This window comes from Gracilibacillus oryzae (genome assembly GCF_009498735.1).
In the GTDB taxonomy this organism is placed as follows: domain Bacteria; phylum Bacillota; class Bacilli; order Bacillales; family Amphibacillaceae; genus Gracilibacillus; species Gracilibacillus oryzae.
Window position 1 is genome coordinate 50,980 of record NZ_ML762429.1, and the last position, 20,997, is coordinate 71,976.

Below are 20,997 nucleotides of genomic sequence, written 5' to 3' on the forward strand. Positions count from 1 at the left end.
AATTTAACTACACTTTAGCACCACTTTAACTTTGAAGATTATACTTTTTCTGGTAAGAGAAAAGGAGGATCTGTATGATGGATACAGTGCAACATAATTCCGGTAATGAACAGAAATTAGATAAAGAGTGGCTGGCTCTTCTTCTATTTGCTAAACACAATGGCTGCTCTGTTCAACAAGTAAAGGAATTTCTAAAAGAAAAGAAGATTATCGATTCAGATCAGCAGCTGGAAAAACTATGATTGTATTTCATTAAATTTATAACCTATTCCACGTACTGTTTCGATATACTTGGGAGTATTCGAGTCTGTCTCTAATTTCTTTCTCAGATTGCTGATATGTACCATGACTGTCCGGTAATCTCCTAAACTGTTTTCATCCCAGATCAATTCGAACAACTTCTCAACACTGAATATTCTTTCAGGGTTTTGCGCTAACAAACATAAGATTTGATATTCTTTTGCCGACAATCGCAGAATTTCGCTGTTTAATTTCACGACAGCACTATCAAGGTTAATGACTAATCCTGGATAATCGATAACAGAGGTATCCTTTACGTACTCATCATTTTGATTATTTTTCACGGATAAGTTCCGGTATCTGCGTAAATGTGCTTTTATTTTTGCCAATAATAATGGCGGATTGGTGTTTTTCTCAATAAAATCGTCCCCACCGACGCTCAGTGCCAGGATTTTGTCCATATCATCATTTTTCGAGCTTAAGAATATGATTGGTATATCGGTTATTTTCTTCAGTTCCTGGCATAATTCATAACCATCCAGCCTAGGCATCATCACATCTAGTATGATTAAATCTGGTAATTGCTGTTCCACCATTGCCAGTGCTTCGATACCATCACTGGCAACTAGTACGTTATAACCATTTGATTTCATATATAATTCTATTAAAGAACGAATATCTTGATCATCATCGACTATTAATATTGTTTCACTTGCCATAATACCTCCCCTAACTTGTTTCATTCTACTGAATCTTTAACATTATTAGTAGTAAGACTAAGTCTATCATTTCTAGTATATCAAAAGTGTACTCAACAAATAATAGACTAAATAATTTCAACCCGTTCAAAAGTACTAACCTGATTACGTCCATTCCGTTTAGCCGTATATAAAGCTTTGTCTGCTTTGATTAATAATTGCTCCAAAGTATCTGTATTGGCGATTGCCATTCCTATGCTTACTGTGATGGTAATGGTGAGATTTTCTGTAACTAACGGGCTGCTCTCCAGTTTCATCCGAAGTTGATCAGCAAGCTTCTCCCCTTTCTCTAACGAATAGCCGCTTACTGATAAAACAAACTCTTCCCCGCCATAACGCGCGAAAATCATCTCTTCATCAAGCATTGACTTACAAGTTGAAGCAACATGCTGAAGTGCCTTATCGCCAATGTCATGACCATGTGTATCATTCACTTTCTTAAAGAAGTCAACATCCATTAACATAACGATAAATGGAACGTCATGAATAATAGCACCACTGTATGCCTGTTCCCCCTTCTCAAAAAATGCCCTTCGATTCAATGTTTGAGTAAGTTCATCGTAATATGCCTGATGTTCCAGCTTCATTTGCAAGGTTTTCAACTTGGTTATATCTGTAAAAATAATGAGGGAACCGCTCGCTTTACGCAAACGTGAAAAACTAACTTGGTAGATGGAATGATTAATGGTGATCTCTGTCACCACATTCGTTTCCATATTTTTCAGTAAAGGTTCTTCCGTTAAATCCTTCCAGACTTTTTCAATATCTTTCCCCGTCATCTTTTTATTGATTTGCGGGAACATTCGCTTGTATGCCTGATTAAACTCAATTAAACGATTCGATTCATCCAAAACAATTACCCCGTCATTCATACTGTTAAAAATAGCATCCTTCGCGACTGGCAGAATTGTAAAAAGACGTGAGGAATTTATCGCCCATAGATATAATACAGAGGTAATCCATAAGACAATCGGAACTGGGTCAATCCCCGGAGGAGTTAAGCCGATTAAATAGATAAATGCTGTCAACATAGGAATGAATTGTCCCAACAATAACGCAACTAATTGTGGACGATAGATTTGGGCTGTATCCTTCCAACGTATGAGTAAAAATGAGAATGCAAAAAACATGCATGCAAAGGTAAAGGTACCATGAACAACATACCATGGACCAATTTCAAGATATAAGTAAGGCAGACCTAAGGATGGATCCTGTTGAAAAACCCGGTAATGAGCATGGTGAAAGTCCTTGGTGGCCACCATCATCAGTGACAGGACAGGAATGATGAGAAGTGAAAAATAAATTCCAGGTGTTAGTTTTGTTCCCAAATATTTTAACGTAAATAATAAACCTAATGGTGGAGAGAAAGCAATTCCGATGTATTGGATTGTTGTCCAGATCTTTACTTCCACCATAGATTCAGCCAACAAACTAAAGGCAGCAGCGAAACAATAGATGGTAATGGTCATCGCATATCCAATAAAGAAATCGGCAATATTAGAATAAAGATGTCTTTTTCTATAGACAAGAAAACACAAGTACAAGTTTAAAACAGCAGATGTACAGATAAGAGCAATCGTAGCAGTTAACTCGGAAGTCACAGAGGGCCACCTCTTTTGTTAGTCATTTCCTCCTATTATATATCAAAATTTGTCATCTGCGGTGATTATTTTTTCACGAATTAAACTAACTATCTTGTAGTATTTAATTCTTACTCCCAAGGTTTGTCCATATTGATGTTCTTCGCTAACTCTTTGCTTTCCTTTCTTCGTTTTTTCCTTGCTTCAACACGGATTTTCGCTGTTTCATATAAATATTTTTCCTCTTCTGTTTCTGGAATTACCTTCGATACAGGAACAGGACCGCCTTTCTCATCAACAGCTACAAATGTCAAAAAGGCAGTTGCTGCTATTACTCGTTCTCCTGTAATTAAATTTTCTGCTAATACTTTCACAAATACTTCCATGGAACTTGTCCCTGTCCATGTAACACAAGATTGTAAGCATACTGATTGATTTGTGTGGATTGGAACTAGAAAATCAACAGAGTCTGTAGATGCGGTGACAACAGGACTTCTTGCATGTCTCATAGCAGAAATGGAGGCAATATCATCAATATCGCTCATTAATTTACCGCCAAAAAGCGTCCCATGGTTGTTCGTATCTGGCGGGAATACATGACTTACTTTAACAGCAAGCGTTTCTCTAATATAAGTATCTTTCATTTGCTTCACCTTTTTCTGTATATTTTATTATCCGAGATTACTATATCTATTTTCCACAATTGCTGATAAATTACTCCTGAGATTCTATCTGGAGAGAAGGTGAAATTTCAGTTTGCGATCAACTTAAAAAGTGATAAAATGGAATATGGTGTTAATGGCGTTTCTCACGCCTTTTTCATTTTATATAGAAGTAGAGGAGTCCTTTTCGTGATTTTTTCAACATACCTTTTTATTCTGGTATTTCTGCCAATTACGTTCTTAGGATACAGATTATTGGCACATTTTCGTTTGGATGAATTATCAAAGGTGTGGCTTGTACTGGCTTCACTTGTTTTTTATTGGCAGGGAAGCGGGATGTTTACTTTCGCTTTTATTGCTTCGGTAATTTTCAACTATATAATAGGAATAGCTATTATTCGGGCAAATGGGCGTAATAAAAAGTGGAAGAAAAGATTGCTGCTTACCATTGGTTTGGCAGAAAATATCTTGTTACTCGGTTACTATAAATACGCGAACTTTGCCATTGAGAATTTCAACTTTGTGACAGGCAGTTCCTATGATTTGCTGGATATTTTACTGCCGCTGGGAATATCCTTTTTTACATTCCAGCTTATTGCCTTTCTTGTTGATTGTTACAAGGAGCACACAGAAGAGTATTCCTTCATTAATTATCTTGTATTCATTACGTTTTTCCCTCAATTAATTGTAGGTCCGATTGTGCATCACAAAGAAGTCGTGCCGCAAATTGAAGATGAAAAACGACCACTGTTTAACAAATACAATATAATGCTAGGAATTTTCTTATTCTCAATGGGTGCTGCAAAGAAGGTAGTTCTGGCTGATCCACTCACTTTATATGGGGAAGCTTATTTTTCAGATGTAGCATCATATGATGTTCTTGCATCATGGTTAGCAACATTCAGCTACACATTGTCTTACTATTTTGATTTATCAGGATATGCTGATATGGCGATTGGATTGGGGTTATTCTTTAATATATTGCTTCCGCAAAACTTTATGTCTCCATATAAAGCAAGAAACTTCCGGGATTACTGGCAACGATGGCATATTACCTTATCGCGGTTCCTTTCTACCTACATATTCCGGAGTGTCTACCGGAAAGGAAAAGGAAGCTTCAATTTTTATTTTGCCGTCATGTTCACATTCTTCGTCTCAGGCTTCTGGCATGGAGCAGGCTGGAGCTTTGTGTTATGGGGGATTATAAACGGCGTATTTGTCTGTATGTCTCATTTTATGCGGCGCCGCAAATGGCAGCTTCCTTTCATAGTAGCATGGGTACTGACATTCGCCGGTGTTGTTGGAACACGTATATTATTTGTAGCAACAGATACCTCCCAGGCGTTTACCGTTATGGGGAAAATGTTTGATTTTCAGCAGTTTGCGAACTTAAGTTTTTCAGAAATCAGTTATGACATATATACTTTTGCCATGAATAATTCTGTTACAATTGTCATTTTACTTGTGGCGATGGGAATTGCCTTCTTTGGTAAAAGTTCGAATCAGATGAAAGAAGAGTTTAAACCAAGTGTGAAAAATGCAGTGATCTCAGCACTGTTGCTTGGGTTAGCATTATCGCAAATGACGGCTGTTTCAGACTTTTTATACTTTCAATTTTAGAGGTGCAGTATGAAATTCAAAAAGTGGTTAATGGCATTTATCGGAGGATTGCTGCTAATAGGAATGTTGCTTGGCGGTTTTAATATGATTGTTGATCCATTCGGCGTTTTCGGGGATAAGGTATTAAAGTGGGATTCCTACAATATGGTCAACAATCCACGTGTAGCAAAAATCGCCTACCTTGATGAACACCATGAAGAGTATGATTCCTATATTATTGGCGGTTCGAAATCAAGCTCCATATCGCCAGAACTGTTAAATAAATACTACGGAGATGCCAGTTTTTACAGTATGATGATGTATGGCGGGGATTTCCATGATTATGAGAAGACACTTTATCATCTTATTGATAATTATGAGGTAAAAAATATTGTCCTGCATATGTCTTTGCAGGAAATTGGACATTTTCATGAAGAAGCAACAGATTTCAAACAAAGCCTGCACGCAAAAGTAACCGACGAGCCTCTTCTTCCGTTTTATTTAAAATATTTATGGCTCAATCCTGCTTATGGTTATGACAAGCTGGCAGGATTCGGAGAGAATGCAATTGATCCAATGGCATATTCGCAAATTATCCCGGAAACTGGTGTATATAATAAGGTGGAACGGGATAAAGAAGATATTGATAACCTGGACGAGTTTTGGCAAAACAATCCTAACTTTGAACTTCCCATCGGGAAAGTAGAAGGACAAGCCATTGATCAGAATGTGGAGTCACTAAAGCGGATGAAAGAATACGCGGAAGAACATGGGGCCACATTTACCTTTATTACAGGTGCCACCTATAAATCAGAATTACAGAAATATAACATGGAAGAATTAAAAGAATACTGGGTTAAACTTGCGGAGGTGACAGACTTTTGGGATTTTAGCGGCTATACCTCTATGAGCAATGACCCAAGATATTATTATGATTCTATGCATTACCGTAATAGTGTCGGTGAAATGATGCTTGGTTATATTTATGATGATCCAGAAGTTTATGTACCTGAGGAATTCGGCCATTATACAACGAAGGATAATGTGGAAGAACATATTGAAAAAGTATTTACTCCACCTGCACACATTACAGCAGAAGATGGAGATGGCGTAAACGTCCCTGTATTAATGTACCATCATATTGCAGAAGATCCCAGCTTGCTTAATTGGATGATTATCTCTCCAGAGAAATTCAGGCAGGACATGACGGCAATTAAAGAAGCAGGATTTAATCCGATACATTTAAAAGATCTTGCAGCATATGTGAATGGGGAAGGCGAACTGCCGGAGAAACCTGTTGTTATCACATTTGATGATGGTTACTTGAGTAATTACCAATATGCGTACCCTGTATTGAAAGAACTTAATATGAAGGCAACAATCTTTATGATCGGCTGGTCTGCAGGACGGGATACCCACCGAATTGAGGGTGCTGATTTCTATCCGCATTTCACCTGGCAGCAGGCACAGGAAATGCATGCATCCGGTCTTATCGAACTGCAAAATCACAGCTTTGATATGCATGAAGGAAATGATGCGGAAAGATTTGCAGCTTTGCCTAAAGAAGGGGAAACAACAGGGGATTATGCCCGGGCTTTTATGGGAGATACATTAAAAATAGAAGAACAAATAGAGCAAAATGTTGGAAATGATGTGTTTGCTTATGCTTATCCGTATGGTGAGTATGTTCTGCAGACAGAGCAAATGTTAAAGGATTTAGACTATGATGTCACCCTTAGTGTAAACAGTGGGATGAATACAATCAGACGAGGTGACCCGTCAAGCCTGTTTGCGCTAAAGCGGATTAATGCAGGCACTGAAATCTCCAGCTCTAAGCTTGTTGAGATGTTATCAGAATAAAAAGTTTTTACCAAAAGGTAGTGATTCCATGTAATCACTGCCTTTTTTTCATGAATAAAGTGATCAGTGGGAGCCTTATGGATCCTTCCTTTACCAGGATGCTTAATTTGTATAAAAGCTTGTGCTCAATTCCGCGTTACACGATCATCCCGCTCCACACCATTAATATATTCAGAAACATATGCCATATGATCGCTGGAATAATACTATTTGCTTTTACCGTTATGGCTCCAAAGTACAACCCACCTAGAATAAATACAACGCAGCCACTCCAGGGAAATCCAAGTGAATAATGCTGAAGTCCAAAACCGACACTTGTGATCAATACAGCCCAGCTATTGCCAAAACACTCAGAAAAACGATCGAGAAGGATACCTCTCCATATGGTTTCCTCAAGCACAGTATTCATAACAGAAAAACCAAGCAGAAACAGCCAGACTTCCTTGATATATTCCCAGCCACTATTCCAGATAAAGGGCATACATACGATCAAGTTTATCATCATTGCAACCAGAAGGAACTGCCGAACAGTTGTGTTGTGTCTCCCTGTCAGGATAAAAGGGAGATGAACAGATTCTTTCCATTGGGGCTTTTGAAAGCTGCTGAAAATAACTCTTTTATAGATAAGAGAAACAATAATTAAGGAGAGGAGGATAAAAGTTAATGACAATCTGCTCCAAATGATAAAAGTTCCACCATCCATCATCGTTGCCAAAAGATCATTCACATGGCTGTACAGATAAAATCCTGCACCAAAGGCAACGGTTGTGATACTAAATAATCTCATCGATTTTACGAAAGAAAGCAGGCTGATTCCAGTCCCCCATAACAATAACAGCTGATCATCATTCCATTGCAGAATAACCACAAGCGAACTAAAAATAAATAATGAAGCTATATTTTTAAAAATGGTGGAATGTAAAGAGACAGCCATAACCTTTGAAACTCCTTCACTCTCTCATTATCTTTCTACTTTTTTTACTCGTCTTTTGGATTGCACACGCCTTTTTTCCTTATTACTGCTTGACTGGGCATTATACACTGTACTGAGTGCTGATTCCATTATCTCCTCTAAAGGCAGCTGCTCTAAAACTGCACTAACTGCACGGGACATCTTCCCTGTTGTATCTTGTGGTGAGTCCTCTGTACCTTCATCCTTTTCTGTGCTTTCTATTTTATCTAATTCCTCTTGGATAAATGTCTTCAATTCATCTTCTGTTCCGGTCACTTCTTCTGGTTTGTTCTCATTGTTCTCCATGAATTGTAGCCTCCCTTTGTAAAATAAATGTATGCTCTATGGTGACTCTTTATATATATGTAATCTTTTCCTGTTTGACTGGACTAATGTGGAATTTCATTAGAAATAGTTAAGCAACTATATGAATCTGGACATTTTTTCATATACTGGACTATTCGCTTAGGGTGGGGGTGACATCAGGATGAAAATGAAGGATATGGGACATGGGGACAGAATTTTAACTGTTTTGGGCTATAGCTTATTTGGTGTTATTCTCTTTGTCATAGCAGCAGGTGTTATTGTTTCATTGCTTATCCCTAAAAACCAACAAAAGCAGACGGAAAAGATCCGTACCTCCACAGGACAAGAACAGAAGGGTCCAGCCAAACTACATGCCAATTCCAACCTAAAGAAGAGGTCTCCGGCGAATAAGGTAGCATTAAGGAGGAAAAAGAAATGAAGGAGGATAATCAATCACGGTCCATACTTGCCGGCATTAAACTGGAATTTGTAAAATTTGTTGAAGCCTACATGATCGCAGTAAAAAAAGGTGCTGAAACAGCAAAAACAGATATTGCCGATGCTGTAGATAAACGGGATCAATCCTATGATATTGGGATAGTCAAATTATCTAAAGCAATCAAGAAGGGCATACATTGCGCTATGGAATATATGGTGAATTATTGCCTGGAAGTTATGGAACAAGTGAAGGAACAGCAGAAAAAGGAATAAACTATCCTGCTTTCTTATGATACTGATGCAATGGCTGACCCAACGTAAGTCAAGCCAACCATTGCTCCAGTATTATTCATCAAGCTCATGCGGCTGCTCGTATGCAACCTCCTGTTTTAAGCGATGCTGAATAATAGCTGGGTTGAAATATTCTACCATTTGAATGCCTGGTTTTCGTCCAAAATAAATAAAATACTTTTTGTATGGGAATTTTTCACCATTGCTTGGCAAGTTGATATTCACTGGCCTGTTGAAAAGATCAACAGTTGCTGTTTCCTCTATGAATCCAAAATCGATAACTTCCCTTAATGTGCGAATTCCTTGTGAGTTCATCACTTTGCCGATCCCCTCTTGACGATTCGCCATGCTTTCAAACAATGCAGGCGGTACATTCTTTGAATAAACAAGTGCAATATTGTAAGACACGATAACGCCACTCTTCTCCCCGATCAAAACAGATTCACGAATATAATAAGGAGCGCCTTGGGACTCTCCTGTCATAACGGCCTCTTTCACCCCGATCTGTTCTTGACGGATTACCTGTACTTTCAGCTTTTCACCCAGCAATGTTTCTAATATATCTGTTGTACGGCCATCTGTTACCAGCAGAATACGGAAGATGATATCTTGTAAAATATCCAGCGTTTTTCTATTAAACTGTGAGCCTTTCATTCTCTCACCTCCATTAGAAAACTCGTTCATTGAACAAGATTGCTGTCATTTATTATATAAGCCAGAATTAGTAAGTTCCTGCCAGAATACTTGGAACTCTTCCATATTCAGTTGCTGTTTTGCATCAGATAGAGCTTGAGGAGGGTTTGGATGGACTTCAATCATCACCCCGTCTGCACCTGCCGCAAGTCCTGCTTTGGCACAAGGGAGCATGATCTCTTTTCTTCCGGTTGAATGGGTCACATCGACTAAGACAGGAAGGTGAGTTTCCTGCTTTAAGATGGGGACAGCGGAGATATCAAGCGTATTACGTGTCGCTTTCTCGAAGGTTCTTATCCCGCGTTCCATTAACATTACTCTGTCATTTCCTTGATCAAGAACATATTCTGCTGCGAACTTAAATTCTTCCAATGTAGCGGAAAGTCCGCGTTTCAGCAATACTGGTTTGTCTGTTTTCCCGACGGCTCTTAGCAGATCAAAGTTCTGCATGTTACGGGCACCGATTTGAAAGATATCTACATAATCTGCGGCAACATCAATCTGTTCTGGTGTCATAATCTCACTGATCGTTACCATTCCGACTTCATCTGCGACCTTCTTTAGCATTTTCAACCCATCTTCCCCAAGTCCCTGAAAGTTATATGGTGATGTTCTTGGTTTGAATGCGCCTCCTCGCAATACAGTAACTCCTGCTTGCTTTAAGGTCTTTGCAACCGTCCTGAGCTGGCCTTCAGACTCAATGGAACAGGGTCCAGCGATCAGTGTATGAGATGAGCCGCCAATCCTTGTTCCTTTCACCTCAATAATTGTATCTTCACTTTTATGCTCACGGCTTATTAGGAGCTGTGATCTCTCTTGTTTTGATTTATCACTCAATATAAACAATCCTTTCTGTTTATAACTAATAACAGCATTCATGTTTTTCGTTTTTTTATATAAACAGGTTTTACTGATGGAATATTACTCACTAGCTCCTTTCGATCAAGCAAGCTGGTAAATTCCACACTAACCGGCACGGGAAGTTTAGAAGATAATTGATATGTGACTATATTTTCCGACCAGTTGCCGGCATTATGGGAATCCAGCAGAAAATGCAATCTCTCTTCCTGTTCAAGCACTTGCCATGCATCTGGAACTTCCGACAAACTATATACAGCTTCTTGAATCTCCTTAGCATCGATGACTCTCCCACCAAAAGCAATCCGGTCCTTGGCTCTTCCATAATGAGTCAATATCGAACCAGAGCGCCCGCATTTGCATACAGAAGGCTTTACTGAAATAATGTCTTCATTGAAGTATCTTAGCAGTGGAGAGGCTTTGTGAGAAAGGGTGGTAATCGCCGCATATCCTTTTTCTCCAGTGGCAACAGGCCCCAATCCATCTTCATCAAGTACTTCCACATAAAAATCCTCTTCCACAATATGCATATGACCATATTCACACATTGTAGCAATGTTGGCAGTTTCGGTAGAACCATACATATTAAATACAGGGACACCCCACAATTTCTCAATATGCTTCCTGCGTTTGTCGGTCATTAATTCTCCAGCAACACAAATGGCACGTAACTGCTGGAAATCTTTACTCAGATCCATACCCTCAAGCCGAGCTGTTTCTGCCAAAAGCTCCATTTCCCGAGGCAATCCTGCCAAAACAGTGACAGATAACTTTTTGATCAGACTTAAGACCCTGGGATATGGCATAACGACAGTGCGTCCACTTGCTGGTACAACGCCTGCCCCTGTCTGCCATGCTGCATCCTGCATTAAGAATGCGGGAAGTGCCATTGCATAGGGGAAACGGATCAGCACAAGATCACTTGAAGTTAACTTGACACCACATTCCTTTAATTGTCTTCCACCTGTTTGTAAATCTTCCTTTGTAAACCACGAAGCAGATGGTTCACCAGTCGTGCCAGTTGATTCATGATATTGGGCAATTTCCGTCCAATCTACCGCCAGCGTTCCAAAAATCCCTGCTTCTCTCAGATCCTGCTTTGTTGTTAAAGGGAGGGTGCTGATCTGACTCCATTCCACTCCCTGTCTGGGAAAGGCGGATAACTTTCGTCTATACAAAGGGGAGTTTTGTAAATGTGTATACATTTCCCGAAATTTACGCTCTCTTTCCTCATTGCCTTCACTCACGATGACACCCCCTTTCATCTGATTCTTTTATTTAATCTGTAAAAACTCTTGTTGCTTTTCCAAATGTCCTTGGGATATCATCGCGAATCACTACTTTACATTCGACCCCAATACGGTCAGCCATATGCTTCTTGATTTTTGCTGCCAATTGTCTTTTACTTAAATTTGTCCGGAACTTCTCTGCCTCAATCGTTAAGTTTCCTTGCTCTAGTTTAAGGTGATACCACAGACCTGCTTCCGGGACTTCCATGAGGAAATGTTCGATTAAGAAAGGGGAATAATCTTCTGCACCTAAACGAAGCATATGTTCCTGCCGTCCTCTTAACTCAAGGACATCCATGTTGATTCCACACTCACATATTGATTGTGTTAATTTCCCCAGATCGCCAGTACGATAGCGCACCATTGGCATTCCTTCTCTTAGCAGTGTTGTTACAACAATTTCTCCTGTTTTGCCATATGGAAGCACCTCTTCTGATGCTGGATCAACAATTTCCACTTTTACGTGACCTTCCATGATGTGGTACCCTTTATGGTTACTGCATTCCACTCCAATAACCCCACACTCTGTTGAACCATAAAAGAAGGAAACTTCACACCCCCACCATTTCTCCAATCGTTCACGGAAAGTAGAAGAACAACCTTCCCCTGTAAGCCAGATTTTCTTGAGACGAATGTCTTCCCCGATTTTGATGCCATATTTCTCACTTTCTTCTGCTAAAAGAGCAGCATATGAGGGGGTTGTTGTCAGAACAGTTGCCTGATATTCCTTCATCAATTCTAATGACTTGTCAACAGGTGCCATATAGCCACCTTTTCCTAGAGACAGCACAGTTGTCCCAAATGCAAATTGAAATAAACGCTGAAAGCCAAGACCTGGCAAGGCAAATTCATATGGCAAGGCAATTGCAGTAATGTCCTCTTCTTTTTCTTTAAAAAGTTCCTCATATTTTGGAAGCAAATCGTAAACATATTGATCTGCAAGTGTGTAAGAGGTGTAGATCGGCTTGCCTGATGTTCCGCTTGTAAGGTGAACTTGGCCGATTTCCTTCGGTTCGACACATAATAATTTTCCTTTATCCCCTCTGATAACATCCTTTTTCAATTGAGGTACTTTTGAAAGTTGTGTTAAATTATCAATTTCCGGATCTTGAAATCCAGCCTCTTCTAATCTTGATCGGTAATATTCGTTGTGTTCCCACACATGATTTAGTGTTGCATTAACTGCTTTCAGCTGATACTCCTCTACCTGATGGCGAGGCAGCTTTTCGATTGTTTTTCCTTCATCATCTAATTGCTCATAGAAGTCCTTGAACTGTTCCAGATGAGAGGAATGCTGATCAATCGAAACTGTCATTTTATGCGTTTGTCCTTTCATGTACATCCTCCATTCCCTCTTGTTGATAATTCAATGAAAGTGATTGAGTAAGAACTCTTCTCCTTCCTTTACTCTTTATAAAATGCAGGGATGCTAATAATTGACTCGGACAAACATTTATTTATGAAAAAACTAATCATTTGATCCAAACTGTTCTGATAGAAAGTTCATATTGTAACTAGCACCAATCGTTAACTTTTTTCATAAGAGATTACGATCTCTCACGTTAGTGGTTGCGTGACTCTTTACACCTGTCATTCTCAAAGGAGGAAGCTATTGATGAAAAACAATGCTGCTAAACAGTTGGAAGAAGGAAGAAAAATTCTGATGAAAGGTGTGACTGGAGATAAGCAAGCTGTCAAGAAAGCACATGAGATTTTCGCAGCACTTCGAGGGTCTGAACCAAATAACGCAATTGTCGTCGCCTATCACGGAAGTGCACTGACACTTTTAGGCCGTGATGCCGCTCAACCTATCGAGAAAGCAGATAAAGCTGAGGAGGGTCTGAACTCTCTTAATCAGGCAATATCTATGGATCCCAACAGTAAGGAAATTCGATTGCTGCGCGGGAAAGTGTGCCTTCGTTTGCCAGAATCCTTTTTTCAATGCTCCAAAATTGCTATTCAGGATTTTACATTCTTACTTGATCAGTATAAAAAAGATGCTAACTACCTTCCAAAAAACCAAGTTCAAGAGATTATCAAGGATCTGAGTACAGCCTATCAAAATGCTGGCAATGAAGCAGAAGCAAAAAAGGTTTTACAGCAATTAGACGAAGTGAACTAACGTCGTAAAAGTAAGGAGGGTATAAAATTTGGCAGATACTGGTGATAGACCAATCAGTGGTATATTTGGAAAAGTTCATTTATTACACAAACAAGCAGTAGCAGGTATGCCAAATGCTGTTCAAGACGCACTTCAATTCTTAAAGGAGGCACGATCCTCCAATCCTGATAATCCGATCTTGAAGGCTTACCATGGCAGTACCATGCTGTTGATGGCTCGTGATGAAACTAAACCGCTTGATCGATTAAGATGGGCAGACTCTGGACTGAAGCTGCTGGATGAGGCAGTGAACGCTGATTCTGATAATGCTGTAATCCGGCTTATACGAGGCAGATCCTCTTTTAAATTACCTGAAAAGCAATTTCAAAGATCCTCAACTACAATTGAAGACTATAAATTTGTTATTGATCAGGAAAGGTTGGGTAATCAGATTCTGGATCACCAAGATTACTTGCGGCTAATGTATGAAACTGGTGAACTGTATTATAAGATAGGTCAAAAACAAACAGCTAAAAACTATTGGACTAGTCTAAAAAACAAGACGTCCGATAGTGATTTTCAACGTCTTCTTAACATGAAGTTAGCACAAGTAGAGGAACAGGATTATGTTGAACCTGAAGCGGAAGTAAAAAAACCAATGTCTATTCTGATAAGTGAAGCCGCTCGTGTTACGGGAAATGAACTCCAATACTGGGCAAACCAGTTCAAGCAACAGGAAGAACCGAAAAAAGCGGAAGAACCCGAACCCCAGCCAAGAGGCTTGAACAAAAGACGTAGAAGGAGAAGACGTAGTTAGTTATGCTCATATTTGGATGCTTCTTGGAAGGGGGTGTTAAGTAATGGAAAGGCCCGACCTTAAACAATTGGCTCAGGAATGGAAGGAACAATCGAAGCCGATCATAACACAAGCATTAGTCAATGGAGCTTCACAAATGAGCAAGAATATGAATAATGCTGCCAAAGAGGCCAACCAGTCACCAAAAATTCTATTTGGAATAATCAGAAATACAGTAACAAATGGATTGTTGTCAACCAGTCAGGATATTATGGCAAACAGTTTAGATATTATCAGAAAAGACCGTAACAAAGGTTTTCAACAAGAGAAGCAAAAACAAGAAGAAGTCTAAGATTTGCTAAGACAGCAGTGAATGGGAAGATAAATCCCCCGCATGTTTTTTCATGCGGGGGTTCTAATTAAAGTGATTCAGCCGGTCCGTCCTTCACGCTTTGCTCTCTATCGATTTCATTTGTTCTTGCACCCGAACTTAAAAACTACTAACTTCAGGACTTTAATTTTACTTTTCCCCTTTTTGGTTTATGATAGACTTAATTTACCAAATGAAAAATAAGAAACCTGCATTAACACAAAACTCAATAGGCTGGCACCAACAAAGGGAATGATCCCAGGAAAATGACTGTACAATAAATATACGACGATCACCCCAAGCAGCATTGCCAATGTCTGAACCGGTCTTCCGATTGCAATGATGAAGGCGTATTTTATGTAATCTCTCACTTTCATGTCATAATGAACGAATATAGGAAAAATATATAGAGTGACAGTAAAATAAAGGAAGAGAAGTACCATAAAGATCATAGTTATCAAGCTGTAAACCGGGTGTGTAATTCCCTGGAAAAATTTAAAATCCACATAAATGAATACACCAACTATCGTTACTATATATCCCAGAATGTTTGATTTTTTAAAATCAGCTTTAAAATACTGCCAGAACAACTTAAATATTGGTACATCTCTCTCCCCCAATACCCATCTTCTGGTAACTGCAAACATTGCAGAAGTGGCAGGGAACAAACCTAATATACCCAAGCCAATAATGGTACATACTATCCACATTACATTCACATATATAAGGCGTGCAATCCATTCACTTACCCGGTATACACTTGCAAACCAACCATCCATGCTATACTCTCCTTTATCTTATATCTATAATAATCCCGGCATTTTAGAAACACTTTCGAGTGATATAATTTTATTCGAACAATCAAGTAAACGTAATTACCATCAACTATAGAAAGGAAGGATGATAAACATCCTTCCTCCCCAATATAGTTGTATCAGCTTTCTTGATATCGTTTATATGCCGCTTTCTCAATTTCCATATATTGATCCAGTCCCATACTTTCTACTTGCTCCACATAACTATCCCATTCACTGAAAGGAATGTCACCCGATACAAACCCAGCTTCCATTTCACTAATATACGTATGCATATCAGAAGCTGTGGATTGCTTGAACTGTAATTCCTCTTCTGTATAGTTAAAACTGTTCCAAATTTCTTCTGGTGCATTTGGTGCCACCTTTTCTCCAACTGCAAGAGAACTTGGCAGGGATTCAGAACCTTTAAAATACTTTTCTTGTACATAGCCAGGATAGCTTCCACCCATCCAGGTAACATATGGTGATAATGCCTGGTCCATTGTTAATCCATCTGGGTTATTGGTAAACTCCTCGAAGAATTGCATAGAACCATCTTCTGTTACTTCATATGTTTCTCCTTCAACACCCATGAATTGAAGAGTTGCTCCTTCTTCACCAAAGAAATGATCTATCCAGCGAATTGTTGCTTCCGGATGCTGATTGTTATTTGTAATGGCAAATGCTCCTACATGGACAAGTGGTGATTTCAGGTGACTGTATAACTTATCTCCATGCGGACCTTCCATTGCTCCTAAACCAATGTAATCATCTTGGCCACTGAATACTGTTTCAGGGTTAGGCACGATAGCTGAACCCAATACGCCATTTGTACCTTTTGCATTTAGTTTGGTGTCATCCATTGTATAAATTTCACTGTCAATTAATCCTTCACTGTACAACTTATTAACAAACTGCAATACTTCTTTGAATCTCTCATCTGTACGAATAAAGCGTAATTCATCAGTACCTGGTGCTACATCGACATATTTATTTCCTACACCTCTTGTACCGATTCCCCATGATCCTTTAATCGAGTCAATGATCTGATTTGTACTTGTTGCACTAAACGGAATCTCATCATGCTCTCCGTTCCCATTTAAATCTGTTTCTTTAACAGCCTTTAAATAAGCATAGAACTCATCAATTGTTTTAGGTTCTTCCATATTCAGCTGTTCAAGCCATGACCCTTTGACCCAAATTGGTTTTCCAATCAGCATTGGCATAAATTCAGGGCTATAATAAGATGGCAAAGAATAAATATTTCCATCAGGCATCGTAAGTCCTTTTCTAATATCAGGATGTTTCTCCATAACTGCCTGGAAATTTGGCGCATATTCCTCGATCAAATCGTTTAATGGGATAAATACTCCTTGTTTCCCATAGTTGTATAAGTCTGCAGATGGAATACGAGCAGAATACAACACATCAGGGTAATCCCCACTCGCTAATGCCAGATTTCGTTTTTCTGTCAACGTTCCAAACGGTACCTCATCAAAATTGACATTAATGCCAGATTTTTCGGCATATGTCTTAAAAACAAGCGTTTCTTCATAATCATCTAAATTTCCTTCATACTTCCCTGTGAAAAATGTCAAATCAATCGGTTCCTTCACAATAGGAAATCCTTCTGTGTTCACATTTTCTAAAGACTCTGTTCCACTCTCATTCTCCTCTGGTTCCTGGGCGCTTGAATTGTTACATGCTGTTAAGACAAATAATAAAACTAACAATGAAATGTAAAGCAAGTGATTTTTTTTCATAAAATAACCTCCCATTTGATTATCCTTTTAATGAACCAATCATTACACCTTTAACAAAGAATTTCTGTAGAAATGGATAAATGATTAACATTGGTAAACTTGCAACTACTACTACGGCATACTTCAAACCTTCTATTTGGAGAAGGTGTTCGGCAAGAACATCTGTCCCTGAACTTGTCATCGCAGACATGTCTTCCTGAATCAGCATTTGTCTTAAAAATAATTGAAGCGGGAATTTATCTTCATCTGACAGATAAATCAGTGCATCAAAATACGAATTCCAGTGTCCAACCCCATGGAATAATGCCATTACTGCAATAATAGGCATAGAAAGCGGCAGAATAATTCGAACCAGTAAGGTTATATTATTGCAACCATCCATCGAAGCAGCTTCTCGCAGTTCATCTGGGATACTTTGGAAAAAGGTTCGCATAATAATAACGTTATATACAGATACTGCTCCAGGCAAAACGATAGCCCAGATAGTGTCCAGCATTCCCAGATCTTTGATTAATAGATAGGTAGGTATCATACCTCCACCAAAAAACATGGTAAATATAATGAACCCTGTAATCACCTCCTTGCCATAGAAATCTCTGCGTGACAGAGGATAGGCAATCAGAATAGTAAACAATATATTAATAGCTGTTCCAAAAACCGTATAAATGATAGTGTTTCTGTATCCTATCAACACATCTTCATTCTGGAAAACGGTCAAATAGGACTCTATATTAAATTCCTTCGGTAACAGCCATACTTCTCCTAACACTGTCCGTTCTGGATTACTGAAAGATGCACTTAATACATAAATCAGCGGGTATAGCATCAGACAAGCGACTACTATCAGGATGGAGTATATAAAAATTGTGAACATCTTATCTCTTAAGCTTAACTTTTTAAACATCTGGTTGTACCTCCCACACACATTCGCTTACCATAAGCTCACCTTATTTACCCTATGTGCCATATAATTTACCATTAATAAGATAATTAAATTTACAACAGATTCAAATAATCCTATGGCTGCCGAATAACTATATTGCGAACCTAGAATCCCTGTACGGTAAACATGGGTTGAAATAACATCCGAAGCACTCATATTTAAACTATTTTGCATTAAGAATACCTTTTCAAAACCTACACCGAGAATACTTCCGCATTGCAAAATCAGCATGATAATAATAGTAGGTTTAATGCTTGGCAGATTAATATGCCACATACGCTGTAATCTGCTTGCACCATCTATTTCTGCTGCTTCATGCAGCTGAGGATCAACTGCAGCTAAAGCGGCTAAATAGATAATCGAACTCCAGCCCATATTCTGCCAAACTCCTGAAAATACATAGAGGGTTTTAAACCATTCAGGTTCTGTCATAAAGGAGATAGGTTCTCCGCCAAATAAGACAATGATTTGGTTCACAATACCAGTCTGTGGTGATAGAAGTAAGAAGAGAAGTGCCACCACTACTACACCTGATAGAAAATGCGGTGCATATGTAACTGTTTGAATAAAGGATTTAAAATATCTGTTTCGAACTTCGTTAATAAGTAATGCAAGGATTATAGGAATCGGAAAACCTACTGCAAGTTCATATAATCCAATAAGTAATGTGTTAGAAAGTAACCTTTCGAAGTAAAAGCTTTCAAAAAACCTTGTGAAATGTTCGATCCCTACCCAGGGGCTGCCTAGTATTCCCTCAACTGAGATAAAATCTTTAAATGCAATTTGCACTCCATACATAGGAACATATTTAAATATAATAAAGTAAATAATCACAGGTAGAATAAGCAAATACAAATCCCAGTTTTTACGGATACGTTTAAGCTTCTTTCCTTTTCTCTTAACCTTTGTGGGTAGTGTCATATTTTCCATTGCTGGTTGTTCATTCAATCTTTTCACCCACCTTATTATTAATAAATTTATATCAGCTTTGTACTTTTTGCTGCAAGCAGATTAATATATCGTGGTAGAATTGGAGCTTCCATATAAAAATCTGATATCGATATCACAAATTCTCACCATATATCTACCAATTAAAAATAGATAATTGAACATGCCCCCTTCACATATTGCTTACAAAAACTTTACATTAATCACCTTTATAAGCTAATTTGTTGTTGCTATAATCATTATAGATTTTGAGGAAATCTAGGACAATGGTAAGATTATTAGGAAGGTGGGTAAAATATTGCTGTCTAGTAATGGAACGTATTTCTTTAACTTCACAGATAATTCTCAGGACCGTATTGTGGGTATTCATACCTTAGGTTGGGAAAAGCGAAACAGTGCAAGCTACTTTTGGGATGGATTGGAACGCAGTGAATTGGGCAAAGTCATTTTCCAGTATACGTTAAAGGGAGAAGGAGAAATTACTATTGATAATCAGACAACCCGATTAAAGGCTGGTGAAGCATTTTTTGTTACTGTCCCCAGTAATCATCAATACTATTTCCCCGAGGACAGTGAAGAATGGGAATTTGTACATATCACATTGTACGGCCAGGAAGCTTTAAGGAGTTTTGAAGAAATTACAAGGTCAGATGGTCATATACTAACACTGGACAAGAACTCCACTCCAATTCAGATTATTTTTAATCTTTATAATGAAGCTGTTAATAATGGCATTTCGGATGTTTATCAAGCATCGTCTAATGCTTATACTTTTTTGATGGAGTTAAAACGGGCCATCAAATCTAAAGGTAAAGCAGGATTATCAAAGAAATATCCAAAGCCGGTTGAGAAAGCAATTGAATTTATCCATAACAATTATTCAAAACCCCTGGCATTAGATGATATTGTTGAAGCATCCGGGGTATCCAAATATCATTTTTCCAGATTATTTAATGCAACCATGCATATTACCCCACTCAATTATGTCGTTAAAATCAGAATGGAGCAGGCAGTAAAGCTACTTAAAAATAAGGAACTTACTATAGAGGAAATCGCTCTGAAGGTAGGGTACGCGAATGGGAATTATTTCAGTAAGGCCTTCCGATCAATAATCGGCGTTTCTCCAGGGAAATACCGAAATAACAGGTCATTTATCCCTTTTGAACAAATTATCCAACGTTGAAAGCATTAACAAAATTCATATATTTTTTCGTATAAACCAATATTACCACTTCACATTGTTTATTTAGGTCATTTGTATTATTATTAATTTAATTGCAATTACTTTCAATAATAAATTAGGAGGGTTTATATGGAAAAAGAAGTAATGAAAGAATTTTATCAGGATGTTAAATTTATTTTTGATGAATATGTGCAATTCTCATTTCAGATGACGAGTAATGGATTTTATAAGGAAGAAGATCTAACAGCAGATATTGAGATAAGTCCTAATAAAATAACGGAATCGATTGATGTCATCCTTCGATCATTATATGGGGGAGTTATAAAAAGTAATACCAGATTTTGGGGACAAAGTTATCCAGAACAAGAAGTGAATGGTGCAGTTGATGAGATATTATTTTCCATTCCCTTTAACGATTATTACAATATAGACAAATGGCAACAGGTTTTGATTACTGATATTGAAGACTACATAACGAACTCAACGATAAATGTACCGATTTTCACTGATAAGGATATGCCATCTTTTGAAGCGAAAAAGGTATATCAAGCTAGATATATAAGATAATGGGAC

Annotated in this window: 23 protein-coding genes; 10 read left to right on the plus strand and 13 right to left on the minus strand. The window is 38.3% G+C overall.

Annotated elements, in window-relative coordinates:
• The first annotated feature begins 77 nt into the window (after positions 1–77).
• The gene (locus F9U64_RS22620) at positions 78–242 is read left to right on the plus strand and encodes a DNA-binding anti-repressor SinI (RefSeq protein WP_194287334.1); all 165 of its coding nucleotides are present in this window, start codon (positions 78–80) and stop codon (positions 240–242) included.
• On the opposite strand, the gene F9U64_RS09550 is transcribed toward F9U64_RS22620, so the two are convergent.
• The 3 genes from F9U64_RS09550 to F9U64_RS09560 form a co-directional block, all read right to left on the minus strand.
• On the minus strand, positions 237–959 hold the full coding sequence (locus F9U64_RS09550) for a response regulator transcription factor (RefSeq protein WP_194287328.1): 723 nt from the start codon (positions 957–959) through the stop codon (positions 237–239). The two genes, F9U64_RS22620 and F9U64_RS09550, sit on opposite strands and share 6 nt — an antisense overlap.
• A gap of 107 nt (positions 960–1,066) precedes the next feature.
• The gene (locus F9U64_RS09555) at positions 1,067–2,599 is read right to left on the minus strand and encodes a histidine kinase N-terminal 7TM domain-containing diguanylate cyclase (RefSeq protein WP_153402830.1); all 1,533 of its coding nucleotides are present in this window, start codon (positions 2,597–2,599) and stop codon (positions 1,067–1,069) included.
• A gap of 110 nt (positions 2,600–2,709) precedes the next feature.
• Positions 2,710–3,222, minus strand: coding sequence for an acyl-CoA thioesterase (locus F9U64_RS09560; RefSeq protein ID WP_153402831.1), 513 nt, complete (start codon positions 3,220–3,222; stop codon positions 2,710–2,712).
• A 207-nt stretch (positions 3,223–3,429) separates the two neighbouring features.
• Between F9U64_RS09560 and F9U64_RS09565 the strand changes: the two genes are divergently transcribed.
• Both F9U64_RS09565 and F9U64_RS09570 read left to right on the plus strand, forming a co-directional pair.
• Positions 3,430–4,860 carry an MBOAT family O-acyltransferase gene (locus F9U64_RS09565; RefSeq protein ID WP_194287329.1) on the plus strand — a complete coding sequence of 477 codons (1,431 nt, stop codon included), beginning with the start codon at positions 3,430–3,432 and terminating at the stop codon, positions 4,858–4,860.
• A gap of 9 nt (positions 4,861–4,869) precedes the next feature.
• Positions 4,870–6,699 carry a polysaccharide deacetylase family protein gene (locus F9U64_RS09570; RefSeq protein WP_153402833.1) on the plus strand — a complete coding sequence of 610 codons (1,830 nt, stop codon included), beginning with the start codon at positions 4,870–4,872 and terminating at the stop codon, positions 6,697–6,699.
• Positions 6,700–6,835: 136 nt separating this feature from the next.
• On the opposite strand, the gene F9U64_RS09575 is transcribed toward F9U64_RS09570, so the two are convergent.
• On the minus strand, positions 6,836–7,633 hold the full coding sequence (locus tag F9U64_RS09575; protein WP_153402834.1) for a CPBP family intramembrane glutamic endopeptidase: 798 nt from the start codon (positions 7,631–7,633) through the stop codon (positions 6,836–6,838).
• Positions 7,634–7,660: 27 nt separating this feature from the next.
• Positions 7,661–7,957, minus strand: a complete 297-nt coding sequence (locus tag F9U64_RS09580) for a hypothetical protein (RefSeq protein WP_153402836.1) — start codon at positions 7,955–7,957, stop codon at positions 7,661–7,663.
• A gap of 181 nt (positions 7,958–8,138) precedes the next feature.
• On the opposite strand from F9U64_RS09580, the gene F9U64_RS09585 reads away from it, so the two are divergent.
• Positions 8,139–8,396, plus strand: coding sequence for a hypothetical protein (locus F9U64_RS09585; RefSeq protein WP_153402838.1), 258 nt, complete (start codon positions 8,139–8,141; stop codon positions 8,394–8,396).
• Complete coding sequence (locus tag F9U64_RS09590; protein WP_153402840.1) at positions 8,393–8,668, plus strand: hypothetical protein; 276 nt, start codon at positions 8,393–8,395, stop codon at positions 8,666–8,668. Before F9U64_RS09585 ends, F9U64_RS09590 begins: the two co-directional genes overlap by 4 nt.
• Positions 8,669–8,740: 72 nt before the next feature.
• On the opposite strand, the gene F9U64_RS09595 is transcribed toward F9U64_RS09590, so the two are convergent.
• Genes F9U64_RS09595 through F9U64_RS09610 form a run of 4 tightly spaced genes read right to left on the minus strand, consistent with a single transcriptional unit; the run spans position 8,741 to position 12,862 of the window.
• Positions 8,741–9,340: a chorismate--pyruvate lyase family protein gene (locus F9U64_RS09595; RefSeq protein WP_153402842.1), complete on the minus strand. Its 600-nt coding sequence runs from the start codon at positions 9,338–9,340 to the stop codon at positions 8,741–8,743.
• Positions 9,341–9,385: 45 nt separating this feature from the next.
• A complete protein-coding gene (locus F9U64_RS09600; RefSeq protein WP_323125833.1) occupies positions 9,386–10,216 on the minus strand; it encodes a bifunctional 3-deoxy-7-phosphoheptulonate synthase/chorismate mutase in 831 nt (276 codons plus the stop codon).
• A gap of 38 nt (positions 10,217–10,254) precedes the next feature.
• Entirely contained in the window at positions 10,255–11,484 is a 1,230-nt protein-coding gene (locus F9U64_RS09605) for a phenylacetate--CoA ligase family protein (protein ID WP_153402847.1), read from the minus strand.
• Between the two features lie 31 nt (positions 11,485–11,515).
• Positions 11,516–12,862 (minus strand): phenylacetate--CoA ligase family protein, encoded by a 1,347-nt coding sequence (locus tag F9U64_RS09610; RefSeq protein WP_153402849.1) that lies wholly within the window; start codon positions 12,860–12,862, stop codon positions 11,516–11,518.
• 279 nt (positions 12,863–13,141) lie between these two features.
• Here F9U64_RS09610 and F9U64_RS09615 point away from each other — a divergent pair, with 279 nt between their 5' ends.
• The 3 genes from F9U64_RS09615 to F9U64_RS09625 are packed head-to-tail and all read left to right on the plus strand — an operon-like array spanning position 13,142 to position 14,775.
• A complete protein-coding gene (locus F9U64_RS09615) occupies positions 13,142–13,648 on the plus strand; it encodes a hypothetical protein (RefSeq protein ID WP_228275652.1) in 507 nt (168 codons plus the stop codon).
• A gap of 28 nt (positions 13,649–13,676) precedes the next feature.
• Entirely contained in the window at positions 13,677–14,444 is a 768-nt protein-coding gene (locus F9U64_RS09620; protein ID WP_153402851.1) for a hypothetical protein, read from the plus strand.
• Between the two features lie 43 nt (positions 14,445–14,487).
• On the plus strand, positions 14,488–14,775 hold the full coding sequence (locus tag F9U64_RS09625; RefSeq protein WP_153402853.1) for a hypothetical protein: 288 nt from the start codon (positions 14,488–14,490) through the stop codon (positions 14,773–14,775).
• Positions 14,776–14,963: 188 nt separating this feature from the next.
• Here F9U64_RS09625 and F9U64_RS09630 read toward each other — a convergent pair whose 3' ends face one another.
• From F9U64_RS09630 to F9U64_RS09645, 4 genes are all read right to left on the minus strand, one after another.
• Complete coding sequence (locus F9U64_RS09630; protein ID WP_153402854.1) at positions 14,964–15,572, minus strand: YesL family protein; 609 nt, start codon at positions 15,570–15,572, stop codon at positions 14,964–14,966.
• Between the two features lie 155 nt (positions 15,573–15,727).
• Entirely contained in the window at positions 15,728–17,350 is a 1,623-nt protein-coding gene (locus F9U64_RS09635) for an extracellular solute-binding protein (RefSeq protein WP_153402856.1), read from the minus strand.
• Between the two features lie 19 nt (positions 17,351–17,369).
• Entirely contained in the window at positions 17,370–18,254 is an 885-nt protein-coding gene (locus tag F9U64_RS09640; RefSeq protein WP_153402858.1) for a carbohydrate ABC transporter permease, read from the minus strand.
• 27 nt (positions 18,255–18,281) lie between these two features.
• Complete coding sequence (locus F9U64_RS09645) at positions 18,282–19,214, minus strand: ABC transporter permease (protein ID WP_228275659.1); 933 nt, start codon at positions 19,212–19,214, stop codon at positions 18,282–18,284.
• Between the two features lie 325 nt (positions 19,215–19,539).
• Between F9U64_RS09645 and F9U64_RS09650 the strand changes: the two genes are divergently transcribed.
• Complete coding sequence (locus F9U64_RS09650; RefSeq protein WP_153402860.1) at positions 19,540–20,424, plus strand: AraC family transcriptional regulator; 885 nt, start codon at positions 19,540–19,542, stop codon at positions 20,422–20,424.
• A gap of 129 nt (positions 20,425–20,553) precedes the next feature.
• Complete coding sequence (locus F9U64_RS09655) at positions 20,554–20,991, plus strand: hypothetical protein (RefSeq protein ID WP_153402861.1); 438 nt, start codon at positions 20,554–20,556, stop codon at positions 20,989–20,991.
• Positions 20,992–20,997 lie beyond the last annotated feature (6 nt).

Coding starts and splice junctions, on each gene's coding strand:
- F9U64_RS22620 (WP_194287334.1), top strand. CDS start 78: ATGGATACAGTGCAACATAATTCCGGTAATGAACAGAAATTAGATAAA.
- F9U64_RS09550 (WP_194287328.1), bottom strand. CDS start 959: ATGGCAAGTGAAACAATATTAATAGTCGATGATGATCAAGATATTCGT.
- F9U64_RS09560 (WP_153402831.1), bottom strand. CDS start 3,222: ATGAAAGATACTTATATTAGAGAAACGCTTGCTGTTAAAGTAAGTCAT.
- F9U64_RS09570 (WP_153402833.1), top strand. CDS start 4,870: ATGAAATTCAAAAAGTGGTTAATGGCATTTATCGGAGGATTGCTGCTA.
- F9U64_RS09575 (WP_153402834.1), bottom strand. CDS start 7,633: ATGGCTGTCTCTTTACATTCCACCATTTTTAAAAATATAGCTTCATTA.
- F9U64_RS09580 (WP_153402836.1), bottom strand. CDS start 7,957: ATGGAGAACAATGAGAACAAACCAGAAGAAGTGACCGGAACAGAAGAT.
- F9U64_RS09585 (WP_153402838.1), top strand. CDS start 8,139: ATGAAAATGAAGGATATGGGACATGGGGACAGAATTTTAACTGTTTTG.
- F9U64_RS09590 (WP_153402840.1), top strand. CDS start 8,393: ATGAAGGAGGATAATCAATCACGGTCCATACTTGCCGGCATTAAACTG.
- F9U64_RS09595 (WP_153402842.1), bottom strand. CDS start 9,340: ATGAAAGGCTCACAGTTTAATAGAAAAACGCTGGATATTTTACAAGAT.
- F9U64_RS09610 (WP_153402849.1), bottom strand. CDS start 12,862: ATGAAAGGACAAACGCATAAAATGACAGTTTCGATTGATCAGCATTCC.
- F9U64_RS09615 (WP_228275652.1), top strand. CDS start 13,142: ATGAAAAACAATGCTGCTAAACAGTTGGAAGAAGGAAGAAAAATTCTG.
- F9U64_RS09625 (WP_153402853.1), top strand. CDS start 14,488: ATGGAAAGGCCCGACCTTAAACAATTGGCTCAGGAATGGAAGGAACAA.
- F9U64_RS09630 (WP_153402854.1), bottom strand. CDS start 15,572: ATGGATGGTTGGTTTGCAAGTGTATACCGGGTAAGTGAATGGATTGCA.
- F9U64_RS09635 (WP_153402856.1), bottom strand. CDS start 17,350: ATGAAAAAAAATCACTTGCTTTACATTTCATTGTTAGTTTTATTATTT.
- F9U64_RS09640 (WP_153402858.1), bottom strand. CDS start 18,254: ATGTTTAAAAAGTTAAGCTTAAGAGATAAGATGTTCACAATTTTTATA.
- F9U64_RS09645 (WP_228275659.1), bottom strand. CDS start 19,214: ATGACACTACCCACAAAGGTTAAGAGAAAAGGAAAGAAGCTTAAACGT.
- F9U64_RS09655 (WP_153402861.1), top strand. CDS start 20,554: ATGGAAAAAGAAGTAATGAAAGAATTTTATCAGGATGTTAAATTTATT.